Below are 18,293 nucleotides of genomic sequence, written 5' to 3'. Positions count from 1 at the left end.
CTTGACTGGGCGGCAATGGGCGAGGGGGTGAGCATGGGCGCGATCGAGGTGGTCAACGCGATGCCCGCCGACCGGCTGGAGGACGACCTGCTCGCCTGTTGCGCCGCGCCGGCGTGGGCGGCCGAGGTCGCCGCCGGGCGTCCCTATGCCGACCGGGCCGCGCTGATGGCCGCGGCGGAAGCGTCCGCACGTGCGTTGAGCTGGGCGGAGGTCACCAAGGGGCTGGCCGCGCATCCGCGCATCGGCGAGCGGGCCGAGGGATCGTCGCGCGACGCGGCGTGGTCGCGGCGGGAGCAGTCGGCGGCCGCGGACAGCGCGGACGACGAGACCCGCACGGCGCTGATCGCCGCCAACCGGGCCTATGAGGACAGATTCGGGCATGTGTTTCTGATCTTCGCGAGCGGGAAGAGCCAGTCCGAGATCCTGGCCGCTGCCCGCGAGCGGCTGTCCAACGATGACGAGACCGAGCACGCGATCGTGGCCGACCAGCTGCGCCGGATCGCCCTGCTGCGGCTGGAGAGGCTGCTCGATGCCCTCGAATGACGGCACGGAGGCGCAGATCCACGCGCGGATCTCCACGCACATTCTGGACACCACCACCGGTGATCCGGCGCGCGAGGTCTATGTGCGGCTGGAGCGGCACGACACCGACGGCTGGCGCACGATCGGCGAGGGGAAGACCGACGGCGACGGCCGGCTGCGCTTCCAGGTGCCGGTGCACGACTGGCAGGCCGGTGGTTATCGGCTGATGTTCTACGTGGAGCCCTATCTGCAGGGCGAGTCGTTCTTTCCGGAGATCACCATCGCGTTCCACGTGCACGACCCGGCCCGTCACTACCACGTGCCGCTGCTGCTGAGCCGGTACGGCTACACCACCTACCGAGGGAGCTGACGGAAGTGGCGATCGTCCTGGGACCGAACCGGTATGGCAAGGCCGAGGTGCGGTTGGTCCGCGTCGTCCGCGACGGCGAAACGCATCGCCTCGCCGACCTGAACGTCAGCGTCGCGCTCTCCGGCGACCTCGAGGCCACCCACTACACCGGCGACAACAGCGGCGTGCTGCCCACCGACACGATGAAGAACACGGTGTACGCGTTCGCGAAGGAGCACGGCGTAGGACAGCCCGAGGACTTCGCGCTGCTGCTCGGCGAGCACTTCGTCAAGACCCAGGGTCAGGTGCACGCCGCCCGGGTCGGCGTCGAGTCGTACGGGTGGGATCGACTCGGCCCGCACTCGTTCCAGCGGCAGGGCGCCTACACGCGCACCTGCGTGGTGACCGTCGCCGAGAGTGGCGCCCAGGTGGTGTCCGGGCTCACCGGTCTGGTGCTGCTCAACTCGACCGCCTCGGAGTTCCACGGGTTTCCGCGGGACCGCTACACGACGCTGCCGGAGACCACCGACCGCATCCTCGCCACCGCCGTCGAAGCGAAGTGGCGGCACCTGACCGCAGCCGGCGACTTCGGCGCCTCGTTCACCGGCGCGCTGGAGGCACTCACCTCCGGGTTTGTGAACACCTACAGCCATTCCCTGCAGCAGACGCTGTTCTCGATGGGCAGCCGCGTGCTGGAGACGCGGCCGGAGATCGGCGAGGTGCGGCTGGCGCTGCCCAACAAGCATCACTACCTGGTCGACCTCGAGCCGTTCGGTCTGGAGAACCTCAACGAGGTGTTCAATGCGGGCGACCGGCCGTACGGGTTGATCGAGGGCACCGTGACCCGCGACGACGTGCCCCCGGCCGAGGCGGAGTGGTACCTGTGATCCTGATCGAGAACGTCGCCGTCGCCACGGTCGACGCGGCCGGCACGGAGTACATCGACGGACACGTCGTGATCGGCGACGACGGCCGGATCAGGGCGGTCGGGCCGGGTCATGCGGGTCGCTACCAGGGCTCGCAGCGGCGCATCGACGGCACCGGCTGTCTGCTCACCCCGGGGCTGATCAACACCCACCACCACCTCTACCAGTGGGCGACCCGCGGGCTGGCGCTCGATGAGACGCTGTTCGGCTGGCTGACCACGCTCTATCCGATCTGGGGCCGGCTGGACGCCGAGGTGGTGGGCGCCGCCGCGGGCGCCGGCCTGGGCTGGCTGGCGCTGTCCGGATGCACCACCAGCATGGATCACCACTACGTGTTCCCGCGAGACGGCGGCGATGTGCTGGCCGCGGAGATCGAGGCGGCACAGGGCATCGGGCTGCGGTTCCACCCGACGCGCGGCTCGATGGACCTGAGCCAGAAGGACGGCGGCCTGCCTCCGGACCACCTGGTGGAGGACACCGACGACGCGCTCGCCGCCACCGAGGCCGCGATCGACCGCTGGCACGACCCGTCGCCCGACGCGATGCTGCAGATCGCGGTGGCGCCGTGCTCGCCGTTCTCGGTGACGTCGAAACTGATGAGCGAGGCGGCGATCCTGGCCCGGCGCAAAGGCGTGCGCCTGCACACACATCTGGCCGAGACCGACGACGAGGAGGACTTCTGCCAGGAGCGGTTCGGCTGCACGCCGGTGGACTACGCGGAACGGCTCGGCTGGCTCGGCGACGACGTCTGGCTGGCCCACGGCGTGCACCTGGACGACGCGGCGATCGCCAAGCTGGGCGCGACCGGCACCGGGGTGGCGCACTGCCCGAGCTCGAACGCGCGGCTGGGCGCCGGGTCCGCGCGGGTCCGGGAGCTGCTCGACCACTCGGTGCCGGTGGGTCTCGGGGTGGACGGCGCGGCGTCGCAGGAGGCGGGGCACCTGGGTTCGGAGTTGCGGCAGGCGTTGTTCACGGCGCGGCTGCGCGGCGGTCCGCAGGCGATGAACGCCCGCGAGGCGCTGCGGATCGGCACCATGGGCGGGGCGGTCTGCCTGGGCCGGCAGGGCGACATCGGCTCGATCGAGCAGGGCAAACTGGCCGACCTGGTGATGTGGCGACTGGACGAGCTCGGCCACGACGGCATCGACGACAAGGTGGCGGCGCTGGTCTTCGGGCCACCGGCCACAGTGGAGCTGGCCTTGGTCGGCGGCAAGCCGGTGGTGGAGCGTGGCGCTCTGGTGAACGCGGACCAGGAGGCACTGACCCGGGCCGCCCGCCGCGCCCACCGCAAGATCATGAAAGCCCGCTGAGCCGGGCCGGCGGCGCGAGGGCTCGGCGCAAGGCCGGCACGTGGCGCGGCGGGCTGGTGCCGGCCGCGCGGCGGGCTGGCGCCCGGCCGATCAACGAGGCATGCTGGGCCCCGCCCGGCCGATCCACAAGCCGGGCCGAGCCGGGCAGACCCACAAGCCCGGGCCGAGCCGGGCCGAGTCCGGCCTAGCCGGGCCGAACCGGCCGACCGGGCCGGGCCGGGCCACAAGGCATATTGCGACGCACCGGCCCGTCGCCACCGCGCCTCTTTAAGCAAATTTAAGGAACACGAGCCGAGAAAATGTTATCCAGAAGGGACATCGCGGCCACCAGCAGCGCCGGAAATGACGATTCATAAGTCTTTCTCCACAGCTTGAAGCATGTCTATCGAGTTCGCATACTCCCTGGTGAGAACGCCTGGGAGGGACAACGGCAATGCCGATTCGAAAGACTCGTATCATTCTCGCCACCACGATTGTGGGTGCTTTGGCGGTCAGTGGAATCGTGGTCGCGAACGCCAGCGCCGCGGAGGTGCCTGGGCGCACGCAGGCCGAGGACTTCGACGCGCAGTCCGGCGCGCAGGTCGAGCGCACGGCGGACGCCGACGGTGGCAACAACGTCGGGTGGCTGGCCAACGGTGACTGGCTGCGGTTCGACGGGATCACCATCGGCGGTGAGGTGAGCGCCCGGATCGCGTCGGACAGCAGGGCCGGTGGCGCGGTCGAGCTGCACACCGGTTCCGCCACCGGTCCCGTGGTCGCATCCTTCCCCGTCACGTCCACCGGCGGCTGGCAGAAGTGGGTCACCAGGACGGCGACCATCGCCACCCCGCCGGCCGCGCCACAGACCGTCTTCGCCGTGCTGAAGAGCACCGGCCGTGGCGATTTCGTGAACGTCAACTGGTTCACCTTCGGCGGCGCCGCCACGGCGGCCCCGGCACCGAGCATCCCACCGTCGACGACGACTCCGCCGGCCGACAGCGGCGGCTGGGTGGAGGTGGACCCCGCCAAATGGGCCGCTCAGCTGGCCGAGTACCGGGCCACCAAGGCCGAGCCCGTGCCGGCCGGCAATGTCCGCGTACCGGAATTCAATGCCTCCTGCGAGATCAGCCACCGCCTGCCGGACGACCCGATCGTCTTCCCCGGCATGGCCGGGGCCTCGCACCTGCACACCTTCTGGGGCAACAAGAGCACCAGCGCGACGTCCACCAACGCCTCGCTGTTCCGCAGCCTCGCGACCAGCTGTGACCCGCCGGAGGACCGCTCGGCCTATTGGGTCCCCACGCTGCTGGAGAACGGCAAGCCGGTCGACCCGCACGGCGTGACCGTCTACTACGGCTCGCGGCTCGAGGACGCGACCACCGTGGTGCCGTTCCCGGAGGGCTTCCGGATGATCGTCGGCGACGCCAAGCGTCAGGTCGCGACGCCGGACGGGGCGCCGGCCCAGTTCTGGTGCGCCGGGCGGGGCGGCCAGACCGGGCGCAGCGACGACGGCAACTGGCCGGTCTGCGCGAACACCGCGGAGATCACCTACCAGCTCACCTTCCCGGACTGCTGGGACGGCAAGCACCTGGACAGCCCGGACCACAAGTCGCATGTCGGCGGCACCGGACCGGACGGCACCTGCGAGTCCGGCAAGTTCCCGGTCGCGATCCCGTCGCTGTCCTTCGTGATCGGCTACCCGACCAGCGGCAGCAAGGCCGGCTTCCAGCTCGCCTCGGGGATGGCCTCCTCGATGCACGGCGACTTCATGAACGCCTGGGAGACCAAGCCGCTCGCCGAGCGGGTGCGCAACTGCATCACCCAGAAGGCCAAGTGCAACAGCTTCGGCCAGTTCTGAGGGGCTCAGTTCTGAGGACCGTTCCCCGATAAAACGGGCAGTGACCTTCGCATCCCCAGGGACTCCGGTCTCGCGGAGGTCACTGCCCGCCCCCGGTTATCCACAGCCCCGAGCCGCGACCGCCCAAGGCGGATACGGTGGTCCTCAGGAAGCCAGCCCGAGGGGAGCCACCGACCGTGACCGAGATTCTGTCCGACGAGGCCGTCGCGTTCGTGACCGACCTGACCAGGCGGTTCCGGCCGCGCCGCAACGAGTTGCTGGCCGCGCGCGCCGAGCGCCGGGCCGCGATCGCCGCCGGGGCCGCGCTGGACTTCCTGCCCGAGACCGCCGACATCCGGGCCGGCGACTGGACCGTGCCGGCCGCCCCGGCGGATCTCACCGACCGCCGTGTCGAGATCACCGGGCCGACCGAGCGCAAGATGACCATCAACGCGCTCAACTCGGGCGCCAAGGTGTGGCTGGCCGACCTCGAGGACGCCAACACCCCGCACTGGTCAAATGTGGTCTCCGGTCAGCAAAATCTCTATGACGCGATCCGGCGCACGATCTCGCTCGAGACCGAGGCCAAGACCTATGAGCTGGGCGGCGGCCCCTATCCGACGATCGTGATGCGCCCACGCGGCTGGCACCTCGACGAGCGGCACCTGCCGGTGGACGGCGAGCCGGCCGTGGGCGCGCTGGTCGACTTCGGGCTCTATTTCTTCCACAACGCGCGTGAGCTGATCGAGCGGGGCAGCGGGCCATATCTTTATCTGCCCAAGATGGAGTCCCACAAAGAGGCCGCGCTGTGGAACGACGTCTTCAGTTACGCGCAGGAGACGCTCGGCATCCCGCACGGCACGATCCGCGCCACCGTGCTGATCGAGACGATCCCGGCCGCCTTCGAGATGGACGAGATCCTGCACGCGCTGCGCCCGCACATCTCGGGGCTCAACGCGGGCCGGTGGGACTACCTGTTCAGCATCATCAAATACTTCCGCGACAACCCGTCGATGGTGCTGCCGGACCGTGCGTCGGTGACGATGACGGCGCCGTTCATGCGGGCATACACGGAATTGCTCGTCTCCACCTGCCACCGCCGCGGCGCGTTCGCCATGGGTGGGATGGCGGCGTTCATCCCGTCCCGGCGTGATCCGGCGGTCAACGAGGTCGCGCTGGCCAAGGTGCGCGAGGACAAGGAGCGCGAGGCCGGTGACGGCTTCGACGGTTCCTGGGTGGCGCACCCCGACCTGGTCCCGGTTTGCAGGGAGATCTTCGACCGGGTGCTCGGCGACAAGCCCAACCAGCTCGACCGTCGCCGCGATGATGTATCGGTGACCGCGGCCGAACTCCTCGACGTCGGCGCGGAACAGAAGGGCGCGGAACAGAAGGGCGCGGAACAGAAGGGCGCGGAACAGAAGGGCGCGGAACAGAAGGGCGCGGAACAGAAGGGCGCGGAAAAGAACAAAGTGACCGAAGCCGGCCTGCGCGGCAACGTCTCGGTGGGTCTGCAATACCTCGAGGCGTGGCTGCGCGGGAACGGCGCGGTCGGCATCAACAACCTGATGGAGGACGCGGCGACCGCCGAGATCTCCCGCTCGCAGATCTGGCAGTGGATCCACAACGGCGTCACGCTGCCCGACGGCACCCCGATCACCGCCGAGCTGGTCGCCCGGATCGAGGACGAGGAGCTGGCCAAGCTGGAGCCGTTCCCCGGCAACCGGTTCGACGACGCGCGCAAGCTCTTCGAGCGGGTCGCGCTGGCCGACGACTTCGCCGACTTCCTGACCACGGCGGCCTACGACAGCATCGATTGATGCGGCCGGGCTGCAGGAGGCGGCTCGGCCGCACTGCGAGGACGACATGCGGTTGACCGACGGGGATTACCAGGGGATCGACGACCGGCTCGCCGCGCACGACGCGTTCCTGAAGGCGCGCTACCCGGGGGATCGCGGTGGGCGGCAGCCGGTGCACACCGTCTATGTGCCCGCCGACCAGGTCAACCCCGATCTGGTCGACGTGTGGCGGGCGGATGCGCTGGCCACGATGTCCGGGCACGAGTGGCGGTTCGGCTACGCCGAGCAGGTGACCGCCAAGCTGCGCGCCGAGCCGATCGAGGACCTGCGCATCGACCTGGAGGACGGTTACGGCGTGCGGGACGACGCCGAGGAGGACGCGGCGGTCAAGGCGGCCGCGGCGGCGCTCAACGAGGGGGTGCGGCCACCTTTCGCGGGCATCCGGATCAAGTCGCTGGAGCCGGCCACGCGTCGCCGGGCGCTGCGCACGCTCGATCTCTTCCTGTCCGCCTTCGGCGAACCCTTCATCATCACGCTGCCCAAGGTGAGCGGGCCCGACCAGGTCACCGCGATGGTCGCCCTCTGCGAGATCCTCGAGAGGGGGTACGGGTTGCCGGCCGGCCGCCTCACCTTCGAGATCCAGGTCGAACTGCCCGCCGCCGTGCTCGGTGCGGACGGGGCCGCCACGGTGGCAAAGCTGATCACCGCGGCGGACGGGCGCTGCACCGGGCTGCACTACGGCACATATGACTACAGTGCGGCGGCCGGGGTCGCGGCGGCGTACCAGTCGATGGACCACCCGGCGGCCGACCATGCCAAGGCCGTGATGCAGGCCGCCGCCGCGCAGACCGGGGTGCGGCTCTCCGACGGGTCGACGAACGTGCTGCCGGTCGGGTCGCCCGACGAGGTGCAGGCGGCCTGGGCGCTGCACCACCGGCTGGTCCGGCGTTCCCTGGAGCGGGGCTTCTATCAGGGCTGGGACATGCATCCGGGGCATCTGCCGACGCGTTATGCGGCGACCTACGGGTTCTTCGCCGACGGGCGCGACGCCGCGGTCGGCCGGCTGCGACGCTACCTCGACCGGCAGTCCGGCGGCATCGCCGACGAGCCGGCCACCGCTCGGGCGCTGGCCGGGTTCCTGCTGCGCGGCCTCGACTGCGGGGCGCTCGGTGATGTCGGCTTCAGCCGCGCCGAACTCCTCGCGCTGGCCTGAGTGACGGTTAGGCTCGGTGCCATGGTCGATCTGGTCGTACGCTCCCGCCGCGTGGTCTTCTCCGACGGCGAGCGCCCGGCCGCCGTTGTGGTCGCCGAGGGCATGATCGTGGCCATCGCGGGCTATGCCGAGGTGATCGACGCCGCCGAGGACGTCGATCTCGGCGACGAGGCCCTGCTGCCCGGCCTGGTCGACACGCACGTGCACGTCAACGAGCCCGGACGCACCGAGTGGGAGGGCTTCGCCACCGCCACCCGCGCGGCGGCGGCCGGAGGCGTGACCGCGATCATCGACATGCCGCTGAACAGCCTGCCGCCCACCGTCGACACCGACGCGCTGCGGGTCAAGCGGTCCGCGGCCGAAGGCCAGTGCCACGTCGACGTCGGCTTCTGGGGCGGCGCGATCCCCGGCAACTCCGGCGACCTGCCCGGACTGCACGAGGCCGGGGTGTTCGGCTTCAAGGCGTTCCTGGCCGACTCCGGGGTGCCCGAGTTCCCGCCGGTCAGCGCCGACGAACTGGCCCTCGCACTGTCCGCTGTGGACGCTCGCTTCGTCGTGCACGCGGAAGACCCGTTCCACCTGCACGACGCCGCGTCCTCCCCGGCCTATGCCGACTTCCTCGCCTCCCGCCCGCCCGACGCCGAACACGCGGCGGTCGCCACCGCGATCGAGGCCGCCCGCGCCGCGGGCGCCCGGGTGCACATCCTGCACCTCTCCGCGGCCACGGCACTCCCGCTGATCGCTCAGGCCAAAGCCGATGGGGTACGCGTCACCGCGGAAACCTGCCCGCACTACCTGACTCTGAACGCCGAGACCATCCCGGCCGGCGCCACCGAGTTCAAGTGCTGCCCGCCGATCCGCGAGGCGGCCAACGCCGACCAGTTGTGGGCGGCGCTCGCCGACGGCCTGATCACCTGCGTGGTGAGCGACCACTCGCCGTGCACCCCCGAGCTGAAGCAGCGCGAGTCCGGTGACTTCGCGGCGGCCTGGGGCGGGATCGCCTCGGTGCAGCTCGGCCTGCCGGTGATCTGGACGGCGGCCCGCGCCCGGGGCTTCGCGCTGGCCGACGTGGTGTCCTGGATGGCGCGGCGGCCGGCCGACCTCGTCGGGTTGACCCGCAAGGGCCGGCTGACCGTCGGTGCGGACGCCGACCTGGTGGCGTTCGACCCCGATGCCACGTTCACCGTCGACCCGCACGCCTTGCACCATCGCAACCCGGTGACGCCGTACGCGGGAAAGAACCTCGACGGCGTGGTCCGCACGACCTGGCTGCGCGGACGCCGGGTGACCGGCGACGTGCCGGGCGGCCGTTTTCTCGAGCGGGAGGTCTGATGGAAGACTTCAGCACGTTGACCGACCTGGCGTCGCGCACCTTCGGCGGCGGGATCGTGGAGGTCAACGACGAGTTCTTCGCCGCGGCCGACCACCTGATCTCGCCGGCGGCGCCGGTGTTCACGCCGCGCACCTTCGACCATCGCGGTCAGGTCTACGACGGGTGGGAGTCGCGGCGTCGCCGGCAACCCGGCCACGACCATGCGATCGTGCGGCTCGGCGCGCCCGGGGTGATCCGCGGCATCGACGTCGACACGTCGTTCTTCGTCGGCAACTACCCGCCGCACGCGTCGGTCGACGGCTGCTCGGTGCCCGGTTATCCGGATGCGGCGCAGCTGCGGGCCGCCACCTGGACGCCGCTGGTGTCCCGGTCGCCGCTGACCGGAGACAGCCAGAACTTGTTCACTGTGGACAGTCCGCGCCGGTTCACGCACGTGCGTCTGACGATCTATCCCGACGGCGGGGTGGCGCGGCTGCGGGTGCACGGCGAGGTGGTTCCCGATCCGGACCTGCTGCCCGCGGTGTTCGACGTGGCGGCGGCGCAATACGGCGCGCGGGTCACCGGGTGCAGCAACATGTTCTTCGGCCACCCGCACAACATGCTGATGCCCGGCCTGGCCGCGTCGATGGGCGACGGCTGGGAGACGTCCCGCCGCCGCGACGACGGCAACGACTGGGTGATCGTCCAGCTCGCCGCGCCCGCCGTGATCGAGCTCGCCGACCTGGACACCAGCCACTTCAAGGGAAATGCGCCGGGGCTTGCTTCGCTGCGCGGGGTGGATGCGCGCAGTGGCTCGGTGGAGGACCCGACCGCCTGGTTCGACCTGCTCGAGCCGGTGCCGTTGGCGCCGGACACGCCGCACCGGTTCCGGATCAGTCCGGCGCGGGCCGCCAGCCACGTGCGCATGGACATCTTCCCGGACGGCGGCATGGCCCGCCTGCGGCTGCACGGCCGCCTCGACGAGCAGAGCGCGGCCTTCCTCCGCTCCCGCTTCGACGCCCTGACCTGACCCGCCCGGCGCCGCGGTCGCGGTGGGGACGGCCGCGGCGGGGTCACGATGGAGGAGGGGCCACGGCGCGATCGCCGTAGGAGACGCCCGGGAACGCGCCGCGTGGATGTGGGCCGCGTCCTGCGGAAAGTCCTTTGGCGGGTTTGCCCGGGCGCGCGATCATGTCTGGCGTGAACGTTCGTTTGGCGGGTGGTGTGGTGCCGCCGACCGGCTGCGAGCTTTGGCTCGCCGCGCCGGCCGGCAGATCCGCCGCACCCGCCATCGATGCCGCGCAGGCCGATGACCACACCCCTCCCGGGACCCCGGTCGCGGTGGGCCCGGCCGACGCACCCGCCGCCGACGTCCGCGCCGCCGCCGAAGCCCTCGCCGCCCTGGTCCGCGCCGGCGGCGTGCTGGCCGCCGGTGGGGATGTCGACCTCGGTCACGGGTTCCGGTCCGCGCGGATCGACGGTGGCCGCGGTGACCGGCGCGACTGCCTGCTCGCCGCGCTCACCACCGACGACTCCAAGCTCGGCCCGCCGGCCGCGTTGCTCGCCGGGCTCTTCGGGCCCTCCGCCACCAAGCGCGTCGGCGCCGCCGCCCGGGAAGCGATCGCCGCGGGCAACTGGCCGGTGTTGCGCTTCGCCGCCGCGGCCAGTGATGTGCTCGGCCCCGAACAGCTCGAGAAGATCCTGCGCCTGACCGCTCCGGCCGAGGTCGACCCGTTCGGTGCGGGCCTCGCCTCGGACATCTCCGCGCACCTGCGGCGGCTGCTCGACGGCGTGCCCGGGCCGCGGCGGCTCGCGCTGCTGACCGACCTGTGGCGGCAGGCCTGCGAGCACGGCGAGTCCGCCGTCCGCCGCGAGCACCTGCGCCGGGCGCAGGGTGCCGCGGACAGCGGTGAGCTGCAAGCGCGATACCGTCGCCTGCACGACGACGAGGTGCTGGCCAAGGCCCGGCAGGAACTCGGCGAGGACCCGTCGCCCGCTCAGCTCGCCCGGTGGCACCTGCCCGATGACTGCTGGAAGACGCGGGCCCGGCGGCTGCTGGAGGACGCGCTCGCGGCGACCGTCCTGGGGCGGGTCGCGGAGGACGCGGCCATGATCGGCCTGACCGCGGCGCTCCGGCGGCACCTGCCGGCGCTGGCCGTGGTCGCCGGGATGCCGACGGCGGCGGCGATCAAGTTCGCCACCGCTGGGGCGGAGGGCATGAACCCGCTGCCGGCCCGGCCTGCCGTCTGGGTGCGCGACATCGTCCGTCAGGTCCGGCAGGTCCCCGACCTCACCCCGAAGAACCTCGCGTCCGTGGCCAAGCGCGTGGCCCGGGCCCGCGACTGGGGCGAGGTGCTGCTGGAGGAGGTCGACGACTTCCTGTTCGAGGCCTTCCACGAGGTCACGGACGAACTCGCCCGTCAAGCCGTGGCCAGCTGGGGCGCCGCGAGCATGGCCGAGTGGCGGTCGACGGCCGGCTACTTCTCACCCGACCGCCTCACCACGTGGGGCCACCGCCACCCCGACTCCACCCCGTTGGCCGGCCGCATTCGCACCCACCTCGACACCACCGCCACACCGCATGAGGGGGAGGGGGAGGAGGCCGCGGCCGCGGGGATCGAGCTCGTCAACGATCTGTTCTGGCTCGGGGAGCTCGGCGACCAGGTCGCCCGCCTCCGCGGCGTTCCGGCCGCCGAGATCACCTTCTTCGGCAGCCGCCCCAACATCCTCCCCGACCTGACCCCCGACCCCGATCCCCTCCAACCCCCGGCCGGCCCGATCACCGCCGCGGTGACCGCCGCCGTCCAACTGGCCGAACTCGGCGGCCGGGTCCGCACCAAACCCCGCGACTGGCCCGGCCTCATCCGAGCCCTCTTCGCCACAGCGGCCATCGCCGAAGCCCTCACCGGCGTCTTCCAGGTCCCACCCGAGATCGCCACCACCGACGGCACCGAGGTCCCCGGCACCGGCCTGCGCGTCGAGATCGCCCGCACCGGCCGCCAACTCGCCGCCTGGGGCGCCTACATGGGCAACTGCATCGCCGGCGACTACTACACCGAGGAGGCCGAGGTCGGCCGCAGCGTGCTCCTCGCGCTGCGCGACCGGGACGGCCGGGTGGTGCTCAACGTCGAGCTTCTGCGCCGCACCGGCGGCTGGCGGATCGACGAGATCCGCGCGCGCTTCAACGCCGACCCCGAGCCCGACCAGCTCACCCACGTCACCGCCTGGGCCGCCAAACTCTCCACACGCAAGCCGAAAGTCGAAACCGAGCCACCTCGTCCCGGCATCCGTCCGAAAAGGACGGTCCGGCGCCCGACCCCCGCGGCCCGCACCCTGCGCGAGGCCGGCCCCGAGTTGCGCGAGCGTCTGCGCGAGATCAAAACCGATTTCTGGGTACGCCTCGCGCCGAACACCCGCGGCCCTGAAGCAGCTACCTCCCTGCGCCGAGCCGCCCCCGCCACGCTGACCGAGGTCTGCCGCCGAGCACTCGCCTCGAACGAGGGCCCGCGCCTGACCGAGATCTGGCACGCCACCGCCGACCGCCCCCTCGCCACCGCCCTGGACGGCATGTCCGACCGCCTCTCCCCACTCACCGTGGACGCACCCCTGGCCGGCTACCTGCGCCCGCTCGCCCGCGTCCCCGAGGTCGCCGCCGCCCGCACCGCCGACCTGGTCGCCCTGCGCGTCCGGGCCGCCCTGGGCCGCTTGATCAGCGCTGACGACCCCCACCTCGCCCGCCACCTCGCCACCCACCCGGAAGCGCCCATGCTCTGCGCCATGGCGCTCGCAGCCACCGTGCTGTTCCCCGCGGGCGCGACCGTGCCGGACCTGGACACGACCGGAGACCCGTGGCACACCGCCCGCAAGGCCGCAGCCGAGCTCGGCGGCGTCCCCACCGACGGTGAACAGGTGTTGGTCCCACAAAGCTGGATGCCGCGCGGCTGGCCGGTGCTCTGGGCTCGGGCCACGCTCAGGGCAGGCTCACCAGCTCCACGTGGTCGTCCAGCGGCAGGTCGCCGGCCGCCACGGCGGTGATCTGCAGTTCCGGCATGGTGAGCAGGCCGGAGACGGTGGTGGCCAGCGCGGTGTCCGCGGCGTCGCGCCCGGTGGCGATCCGGATCAGGGTCGGCCGCGGCGCCAGCCGGGTCGCGTCCCACACCCGCCACCTGCCGTCCAGCGCGGTCTCCACCACCAGATGGAAGTCCATCGGGGACAGTCCGGGGGCATAGACCGCGGCCACCCGCGCCGGGATGTTCAGCGCCCGGCACAGCGTCGCCACCAGATGCGCGTAGTCGCGGCACACGCCGGCCCCGGCGAGCAGCGTGTCGACCGCGTCGGTGGTCGGTCCGCTCGAGCCGGCCTCGTATGCCAGGTGCTCGAAGACCCAGTCGGTGATGGCCCGGACCGTGGCCGTCGCGTCCGGCAGACCCCCGAACTGCGTCGCCGCGAAGCCGCCCAGCCGGTCCGACGGGCAGTATCGGCTGGGCAGCAGCGCGTCGATCCGATCGGCGAGCGTGACCTCGGGCGTGGCGTCCAGCGGACCGACCTGGGCGGAATAGCTGATCGACACCCGTCCGGGGGAAACCCGCAGGTAGTGCCGCCGCCCGCGCAGCTCCTCGACCTCCACCGGGGCGATCAGCGACTCGGTCGTGGGGCGGTCGGCGGCGATCCGCAACATGATCTCCGCCGCCGTCGTCACGTCGAAGGTGAGAAGGCAGCCGACCTGAGTCATGTCCGTCACGGCAACACGGTATCCCGGTAGGGGAGCGCGGAAACGTCGCACACGTTACGGTCTCCGGCGTGGGTCGCACAGTGAAGCTGATTCTGCTCGACACGCTCGGCGTTCCGCTGGGCGCGTTGCCGCCGTTCGACGTCGAGGTCCCGTGGTGGCCGGAGGTCGAGGAGGTCGTGACCGGCGCGCGCCGGCGATACGGCGTGGACGTCCAGGTGCTGCGGTTGCTCAGCGCGACCGGCGAGGCGATGAACGGTGGCGGGACGGTCACCTACCTGGCCCAGCTCGCCGGGTCGCCGCCGGTGCCGGTCGAGCCCGCCGACCCCGATCTGTCGCCGCAGCCGCACCGGGCGCCATATGCGGAACCCGGCGGCCCGGACGCGTCGGTGCGCTGGGCGATCGGCGCGCTGTCCGCCCTGGGCACCGGCAACGCGGTCGCCACCCAGCGCAAGACCTGGAACCTCTCGGCGATCTGGCGGCTCGACGTGGCGGGCGAGCCGGTCGCCTGGCTCAAGCAGGTGCCGTCCTTCTTCGCGCACGAGCCGGCCGTGCTCGGCCTGGTCGCCGGGATCGCGCCGGGCCTGGTGCCGCCGCTGCTCGCGGCCGGCGCCCAGGGTCGCATGCTGCTCGCGCACGTGCCCGGCGAGGACGGCTTCGGCGCCGGCCTCGACGTGCGGTCGCAGATCGCCGCCGAGTGGCACCCGGTGCAGGAGGCGCTGGCCGGCCGGATCGAGGACCTGCTGGCCACCGGCATGCCCGACGCGCGCCTCGCGGTGCCGCCGTTCGACCAGGTCGCCCGGCCGCATCTGGCGGACATCCCGGGCCTCGCCGAGCTGATCGCCGAGCTGCCCGGCCGCCTCGAGCGGATCGCCGCGTGCCGGCTGCCGGACACGATCGTGCACGGCGACCTGCATCCGGGCAACGCGCGCATCGGCGCCGGCCAGCCGGTGATCATGGATTGGGGCGACGCCACCGTCGGGCACCCGGCCGACGACATCCTGCGGCTCACCGAGGGTCTGACGGCGAACGAGGCCGAGGAGCTGACCGCGTCGTGGGCGCTGCGCTGGCGCACCGCATGCCCGGAGAGTGATCCGCAACTCGCCGCCGAGCTGATGCGCCCGATCTTCCACCTGCGCCGCGCGGTGATCTATGCGAACTTCCTGGCCAACATCGAACCGGCCGAGCACCCGTATCACGCCGGTGACGTGCCCGATCGGCTGGCCCGGGCGGTCGCCGCCGTAGGGTGGACGGATGACCGGGAGTGATCGGCGCGAGCGATTCGTCGAGGAGATCGCGCACGCCGTGCCGCTGACCGGCGAGCTGGCGGCCGCGTTCGCCGCGGTGCCGCGGGAGGCGTTCGTCAGCCACGGCTTCCAGGGCCGCGACGGCCACTGGATCCGGCCCACCGACGCCGGCTTCCTGGACGCGGTCTACCGCGACGACGTGCTGGTCACCAAGCTCGACAACCGGATCCCGATCAGCTCGTCCAGCCAGCCGTCGCTGATGGCGATCATGCTGACCGCGCTGGCCGTCGAGCCCGGCATGCGGGTGCTCGAGATCGGCGCCGGCACCGGCTACAACGCCGCCCTGCTCAGCTCGCTCGGCGCCGACGTGGTCAGCGTCGACGTCCAGGCCGACGTCGCCGACCGCGCGGCCCAGGCGCTGGCCCGGGCCGGCATCGAGGGCGCACGCGTCCAGCACGGCGACGGCTACGCGGGCGCTCCCGGGCACCGCTTCGACCGGGTGATCGTGACGGTCGGGGTGACCGGCCTGTCCCCGCGCTGGCTCAGCCAGCTCGACCCCGGCGGTGTCGCCGTGGTGCCGGTCGAGCACGCCGGCACCCACCCGGTGCTCGCCGTCCGGGGCGCCGCCGACGGCCCGGTGACCGCCTCGGTGATCTGCCCGTCCAGCTTCATGACCGCGGCCGGCGCGCTGACCGCCGGGCACCCCTTCGCGCATCCGGCGCCGGTCGCCGCGGGCGAGCTGGCCGCGTTCAACCCGGTCGACGGGCCGCGTTTCGACCCACCGCTGGACGCGCCGAGCTACCGCGACCTCTGGTACGCGGCCGGCGTCTGGCATCGCCGAGCCACCTACGGCGCCATCCCGGGCATGGAGCAGAGCGGCCTGATCCTGCTCGACGAGGACCGCACCGGCGGCGCGACGATCCTGCCGGACGGCTCGATCCTGGCCGGCGGCGGCGACTCGGAGCGATACGCGAACGACGCCGCGGACATCCTGAAGCGCTGGGACGCCGCCGGCCGCCCGCCGATGCGCGGCTGGCAGGTCACCCTCGCGCTGACCGGCCGCCCGGACGCCCCGATCTGGGTTCCGGCGAACTGGCGGCTCTGAGGAACGCCAGCACCGCCAGCACCCGCCGGTTGGTGTCCTCGGCCGGCGGCAGATCCAGCTTCGTCAGGATGTTGCCGACGTGCTTGCCGACCGCCGCCTCGCTGACGAAGAGCTTCGCCGCGATCGCCGAGTTCGAGTGCCCCTCGGCGATCGCCGCCAGCACCTCCCGCTCACGGGCGGACAGCGCGTCCAGCGGATCCCGGGGCCGGCTGAGCAGCCGCCGCACCACCTCCGGGTCGATCACCGTGCCGCCCGCCGCGACCGTGTGCAGCGCGGCCACGAAGTCCGCCACCTCCACCACGCGGTCCTTGAGCAGATAGCCGACGCCGCGACCCGAGCCGGTGTCGAGCAGCGCGGACGCGTACTCCTCCTGCACGTACTGGCTGAGCACCACGATCGGGAGCGACGGCTGCGACCGGCGCAGGGCCACCGCGGCGCGCAGGCCGTCGTCGGTGTTGCCCGGCGGCATCCGGATGTCCGTGATCACCAGGCCGGGCCGGTGCTCGCCGACCGCCGCGACCAGGGCGTCCGCGTCGCCGACCGCGGCCAGCACCGGGAAGCCGAACCGGTCGAGCAGCCCGGCCAGCCCCTCGCGGAGCAGGACGCCGTCCTCCGCCAGGACGACGCTCACCATCGGCACGGCAGTTCCACGCGCACCAGGGTGCCACCTCCGGGCGGGCTGGCCAGCAGCAACCGCCCACCGGCGGCGGCGACCCGGTCGGCCAGCCCGGTCAGGCCGCTGCCCGCCGCCGGATCCGCGCCGCCCGCGCCGTCGTCGCGTACCTCGAGAATCAGTTCTGCTCCGGACCAGGACACGTGCACCGAAGCCGCACCGGCGAGCGCGTGCTTGGCCACGTTGCCCAGCGCCTCCGACGCCACGAAGTAGGCCGTCGTCTCCACCTGCTCGGGCGGCCTGGTGATCACGTCCGGGCCGGACACCAGCACCGGCAGCGGGGCGCGACCGGCCAGCTCGCGCAGCGCCGGCATCAGGCCCAGATCGCCGAGCGCCTGCGGCCGGATCCCGTGCACGATGTCGCGCAGCATCACCATCAGGTCCTTCGCCTGGGTGTGCGCGCGGTCCAGCGGCTCGGCGGCGGGGGAGTCCGGCGGCAGGTCCAGCCGGGCCATGCCCAGCTGCAGGGTGAGGCTGGTCAGCTGGTGTTGCGCGCCGTCGTGCAGGTCGCGCTGGATGCGCCGGCGTTCCGCCTCGAACGCGTCCACCAGCCGGGCCCGCGATCGCGCCACCTCGCGCAGCTCCCCGTCGGCCCGGTCGCCGAGCAGCACCCGCGCGACGGTCGCGTGCCCGCCGGCCACCGCCGAGATCAAATACACGACGGGTACGACGAGGAGCGCGCCGCCCAGCGCGGCCAGCCAGGACTCGGCCGGACTGTCGACGGTCAGGTTGCCGAACTGGATGTCCGCCGCGTCGGCCGTGATCAGCACCGGCGCGAACAGCAGGCCGACAACCAGCCCCGCGATCAGCGCCAGCACCCCGTAGACCAGCGGCGCGACCAGCGAGAGCAGCAGGCCGTAGAGCACCTCGCGCCAGGTGGCCGCCTCGGTGTAGCGGATCCGCAGCCAGGCGACCGGGTCGGCGGGGGTGCGCCGGTGGCCGGACCGGATCGGGCGGCCGTCGAGCAGCGCCAGCCGATGCCGTTCGAGCACGGCCAGCGGCACCGCCACCAGTGGTCCGAAAGCGGCCAGCACGCCGACGCTCAGCACCAGGAACACCAGGTGCGCGGTGTCCGGCAGGGCACCTGAGCGCAGGTCGTCGGCGAGCACCAGCCAGGGCAGCGCGACGAGCCACGCGGCGACCGCCACCGGCGCCGCCACGATCGCGGTGCTGAACACGTGGAGCAGCACGCGCCAGGGCCAGGCGGTGAGCAGGAAGCGCCGGGATTTCAGGGCCGGCCAGATGCTGGTCATGTGCATCACCGTAGAAAGGCGCGGCATCCGATCCCAGCCGCC

15 protein-coding genes are annotated in these 18,293 nt (G+C 72.4%); 12 read left to right on the top strand and 3 right to left on the bottom strand.

From position 1 onward, the window contains the following. Nucleotides 1-33: 33 nt before the first annotated feature. From uraD to ACZ6TI_RS29870, 10 genes are all read left to right on the top strand, one after another. Nucleotides 34-543, top strand: a complete 510-nt coding sequence (gene uraD, locus ACZ6TI_RS29915; protein WP_465348503.1) for a 2-oxo-4-hydroxy-4-carboxy-5-ureidoimidazoline decarboxylase — start codon at nucleotides 34-36, stop codon at nucleotides 541-543. Continuing rightward, nucleotides 530-892, top strand: coding sequence for a hydroxyisourate hydrolase (uraH, locus tag ACZ6TI_RS29910; RefSeq protein WP_465348502.1), 363 nt, complete (start codon nucleotides 530-532; stop codon nucleotides 890-892). The genes uraD and uraH overlap by 14 nt, the downstream gene beginning before the upstream one ends. A gap of 5 nt (nucleotides 893-897) precedes the next feature. Then, nucleotides 898-1,758 (top strand): factor-independent urate hydroxylase, encoded by an 861-nt coding sequence (gene pucL, locus ACZ6TI_RS29905; protein WP_465348501.1) that lies wholly within the window; start codon nucleotides 898-900, stop codon nucleotides 1,756-1,758. Further along, nucleotides 1,755-3,107, top strand: coding sequence for an 8-oxoguanine deaminase (locus ACZ6TI_RS29900; RefSeq protein ID WP_465348500.1), 1,353 nt, complete (start codon nucleotides 1,755-1,757; stop codon nucleotides 3,105-3,107). The genes pucL and ACZ6TI_RS29900 overlap by 4 nt, the downstream gene beginning before the upstream one ends. A 475-nt stretch (nucleotides 3,108-3,582) precedes the next feature. Continuing rightward, a complete protein-coding gene (locus ACZ6TI_RS29895; RefSeq protein WP_465348666.1) occupies nucleotides 3,583-4,944 on the top strand; it encodes a DUF1996 domain-containing protein in 1,362 nt (453 codons plus the stop codon). Nucleotides 4,945-5,120: 176 nt separating this feature from the next. Next, nucleotides 5,121-6,740 (top strand): malate synthase A, encoded by a 1,620-nt coding sequence (gene aceB / locus ACZ6TI_RS29890; protein WP_465348499.1) that lies wholly within the window; start codon nucleotides 5,121-5,123, stop codon nucleotides 6,738-6,740. A gap of 46 nt (nucleotides 6,741-6,786) precedes the next feature. After that, on the top strand, nucleotides 6,787-7,932 hold the full coding sequence (locus ACZ6TI_RS29885; protein ID WP_465348498.1) for a DUF6986 family protein: 1,146 nt from the start codon (nucleotides 6,787-6,789) through the stop codon (nucleotides 7,930-7,932). Nucleotides 7,933-7,953: 21 nt separating this feature from the next. Then, entirely contained in the window at nucleotides 7,954-9,264 is a 1,311-nt protein-coding gene (allB, locus tag ACZ6TI_RS29880; RefSeq protein ID WP_465348497.1) for an allantoinase AllB, read from the top strand. Next, nucleotides 9,264-10,274 carry an allantoicase gene (alc, locus tag ACZ6TI_RS29875; protein ID WP_465348496.1) on the top strand — a complete coding sequence of 337 codons (1,011 nt, stop codon included), beginning with the start codon at nucleotides 9,264-9,266 and terminating at the stop codon, nucleotides 10,272-10,274. Before allB ends, alc begins: the two co-directional genes overlap by 1 nt. Before the next feature lie 170 nt (nucleotides 10,275-10,444). Then, nucleotides 10,445-13,279: a hypothetical protein gene (locus ACZ6TI_RS29870; RefSeq protein WP_465348495.1), complete on the top strand. Its 2,835-nt coding sequence runs from the start codon at nucleotides 10,445-10,447 to the stop codon at nucleotides 13,277-13,279. On the opposite strand, the gene ACZ6TI_RS29865 is transcribed toward ACZ6TI_RS29870, so the two are convergent. Continuing rightward, the gene (locus ACZ6TI_RS29865) at nucleotides 13,215-13,976 is read right to left on the bottom strand and encodes a transglutaminase-like domain-containing protein (protein WP_465348665.1); all 762 of its coding nucleotides are present in this window, start codon (nucleotides 13,974-13,976) and stop codon (nucleotides 13,215-13,217) included. The genes ACZ6TI_RS29870 and ACZ6TI_RS29865 overlap by 65 nt on opposite strands. A gap of 68 nt (nucleotides 13,977-14,044) precedes the next feature. On the opposite strand from ACZ6TI_RS29865, the gene ACZ6TI_RS29860 reads away from it, so the two are divergent. Both ACZ6TI_RS29860 and ACZ6TI_RS29855 read left to right on the top strand, forming a co-directional pair. Then, nucleotides 14,045-15,241, top strand: coding sequence for a phosphotransferase family protein (locus tag ACZ6TI_RS29860; protein WP_465348494.1), 1,197 nt, complete (start codon nucleotides 14,045-14,047; stop codon nucleotides 15,239-15,241). After that, entirely contained in the window at nucleotides 15,228-16,325 is a 1,098-nt protein-coding gene (locus ACZ6TI_RS29855; protein WP_465348493.1) for a protein-L-isoaspartate O-methyltransferase family protein, read from the top strand. Before ACZ6TI_RS29860 ends, ACZ6TI_RS29855 begins: the two co-directional genes overlap by 14 nt. Here the strand turns inward: ACZ6TI_RS29855 and ACZ6TI_RS29850 are convergent. Continuing rightward, the gene (locus ACZ6TI_RS29850) at nucleotides 16,261-16,959 is read right to left on the bottom strand and encodes a response regulator (protein ID WP_465348664.1); all 699 of its coding nucleotides are present in this window, start codon (nucleotides 16,957-16,959) and stop codon (nucleotides 16,261-16,263) included. The two genes, ACZ6TI_RS29855 and ACZ6TI_RS29850, sit on opposite strands and share 65 nt — an antisense overlap. Then, nucleotides 16,953-18,251 carry a sensor histidine kinase gene (locus ACZ6TI_RS29845; RefSeq protein WP_465348492.1) on the bottom strand — a complete coding sequence of 433 codons (1,299 nt, stop codon included), beginning with the start codon at nucleotides 18,249-18,251 and terminating at the stop codon, nucleotides 16,953-16,955. Before ACZ6TI_RS29845 ends, ACZ6TI_RS29850 begins: the two co-directional genes overlap by 7 nt. Nucleotides 18,252-18,293: the final 42 nt, after the last annotated feature.

This window comes from Actinoplanes sp. NPDC051388 (assembly GCF_055586225.1).
This window is presented reverse-complemented; position numbering and strand designations above follow the sequence as displayed.

What these genes read in the sequence shown, in the direction of transcription:
- uraD (WP_465348503.1), top strand. Translation starts at nt 34, where the DNA reads ATGGGCGCGATCGAGGTGGTCAACGCGATGCCCGCCGACCGGCTGGAG.
- uraH (WP_465348502.1), top strand. Translation starts at nt 530, where the DNA reads ATGCCCTCGAATGACGGCACGGAGGCGCAGATCCACGCGCGGATCTCC.
- ACZ6TI_RS29885 (WP_465348498.1), top strand. Translation starts at nt 6,787, where the DNA reads ATGCGGTTGACCGACGGGGATTACCAGGGGATCGACGACCGGCTCGCC.
- allB (WP_465348497.1), top strand. Translation starts at nt 7,954, where the DNA reads ATGGTCGATCTGGTCGTACGCTCCCGCCGCGTGGTCTTCTCCGACGGC.
- alc (WP_465348496.1), top strand. Translation starts at nt 9,264, where the DNA reads ATGGAAGACTTCAGCACGTTGACCGACCTGGCGTCGCGCACCTTCGGC.
- ACZ6TI_RS29865 (WP_465348665.1), bottom strand. Translation starts at nt 13,976, where the DNA reads ATGACTCAGGTCGGCTGCCTTCTCACCTTCGACGTGACGACGGCGGCG.
- ACZ6TI_RS29855 (WP_465348493.1), top strand. Translation starts at nt 15,228, where the DNA reads ATGACCGGGAGTGATCGGCGCGAGCGATTCGTCGAGGAGATCGCGCAC.
- ACZ6TI_RS29850 (WP_465348664.1), bottom strand. Translation starts at nt 16,959, where the DNA reads ATGGTGAGCGTCGTCCTGGCGGAGGACGGCGTCCTGCTCCGCGAGGGG.
- ACZ6TI_RS29845 (WP_465348492.1), bottom strand. Translation starts at nt 18,251, where the DNA reads ATGACCAGCATCTGGCCGGCCCTGAAATCCCGGCGCTTCCTGCTCACC.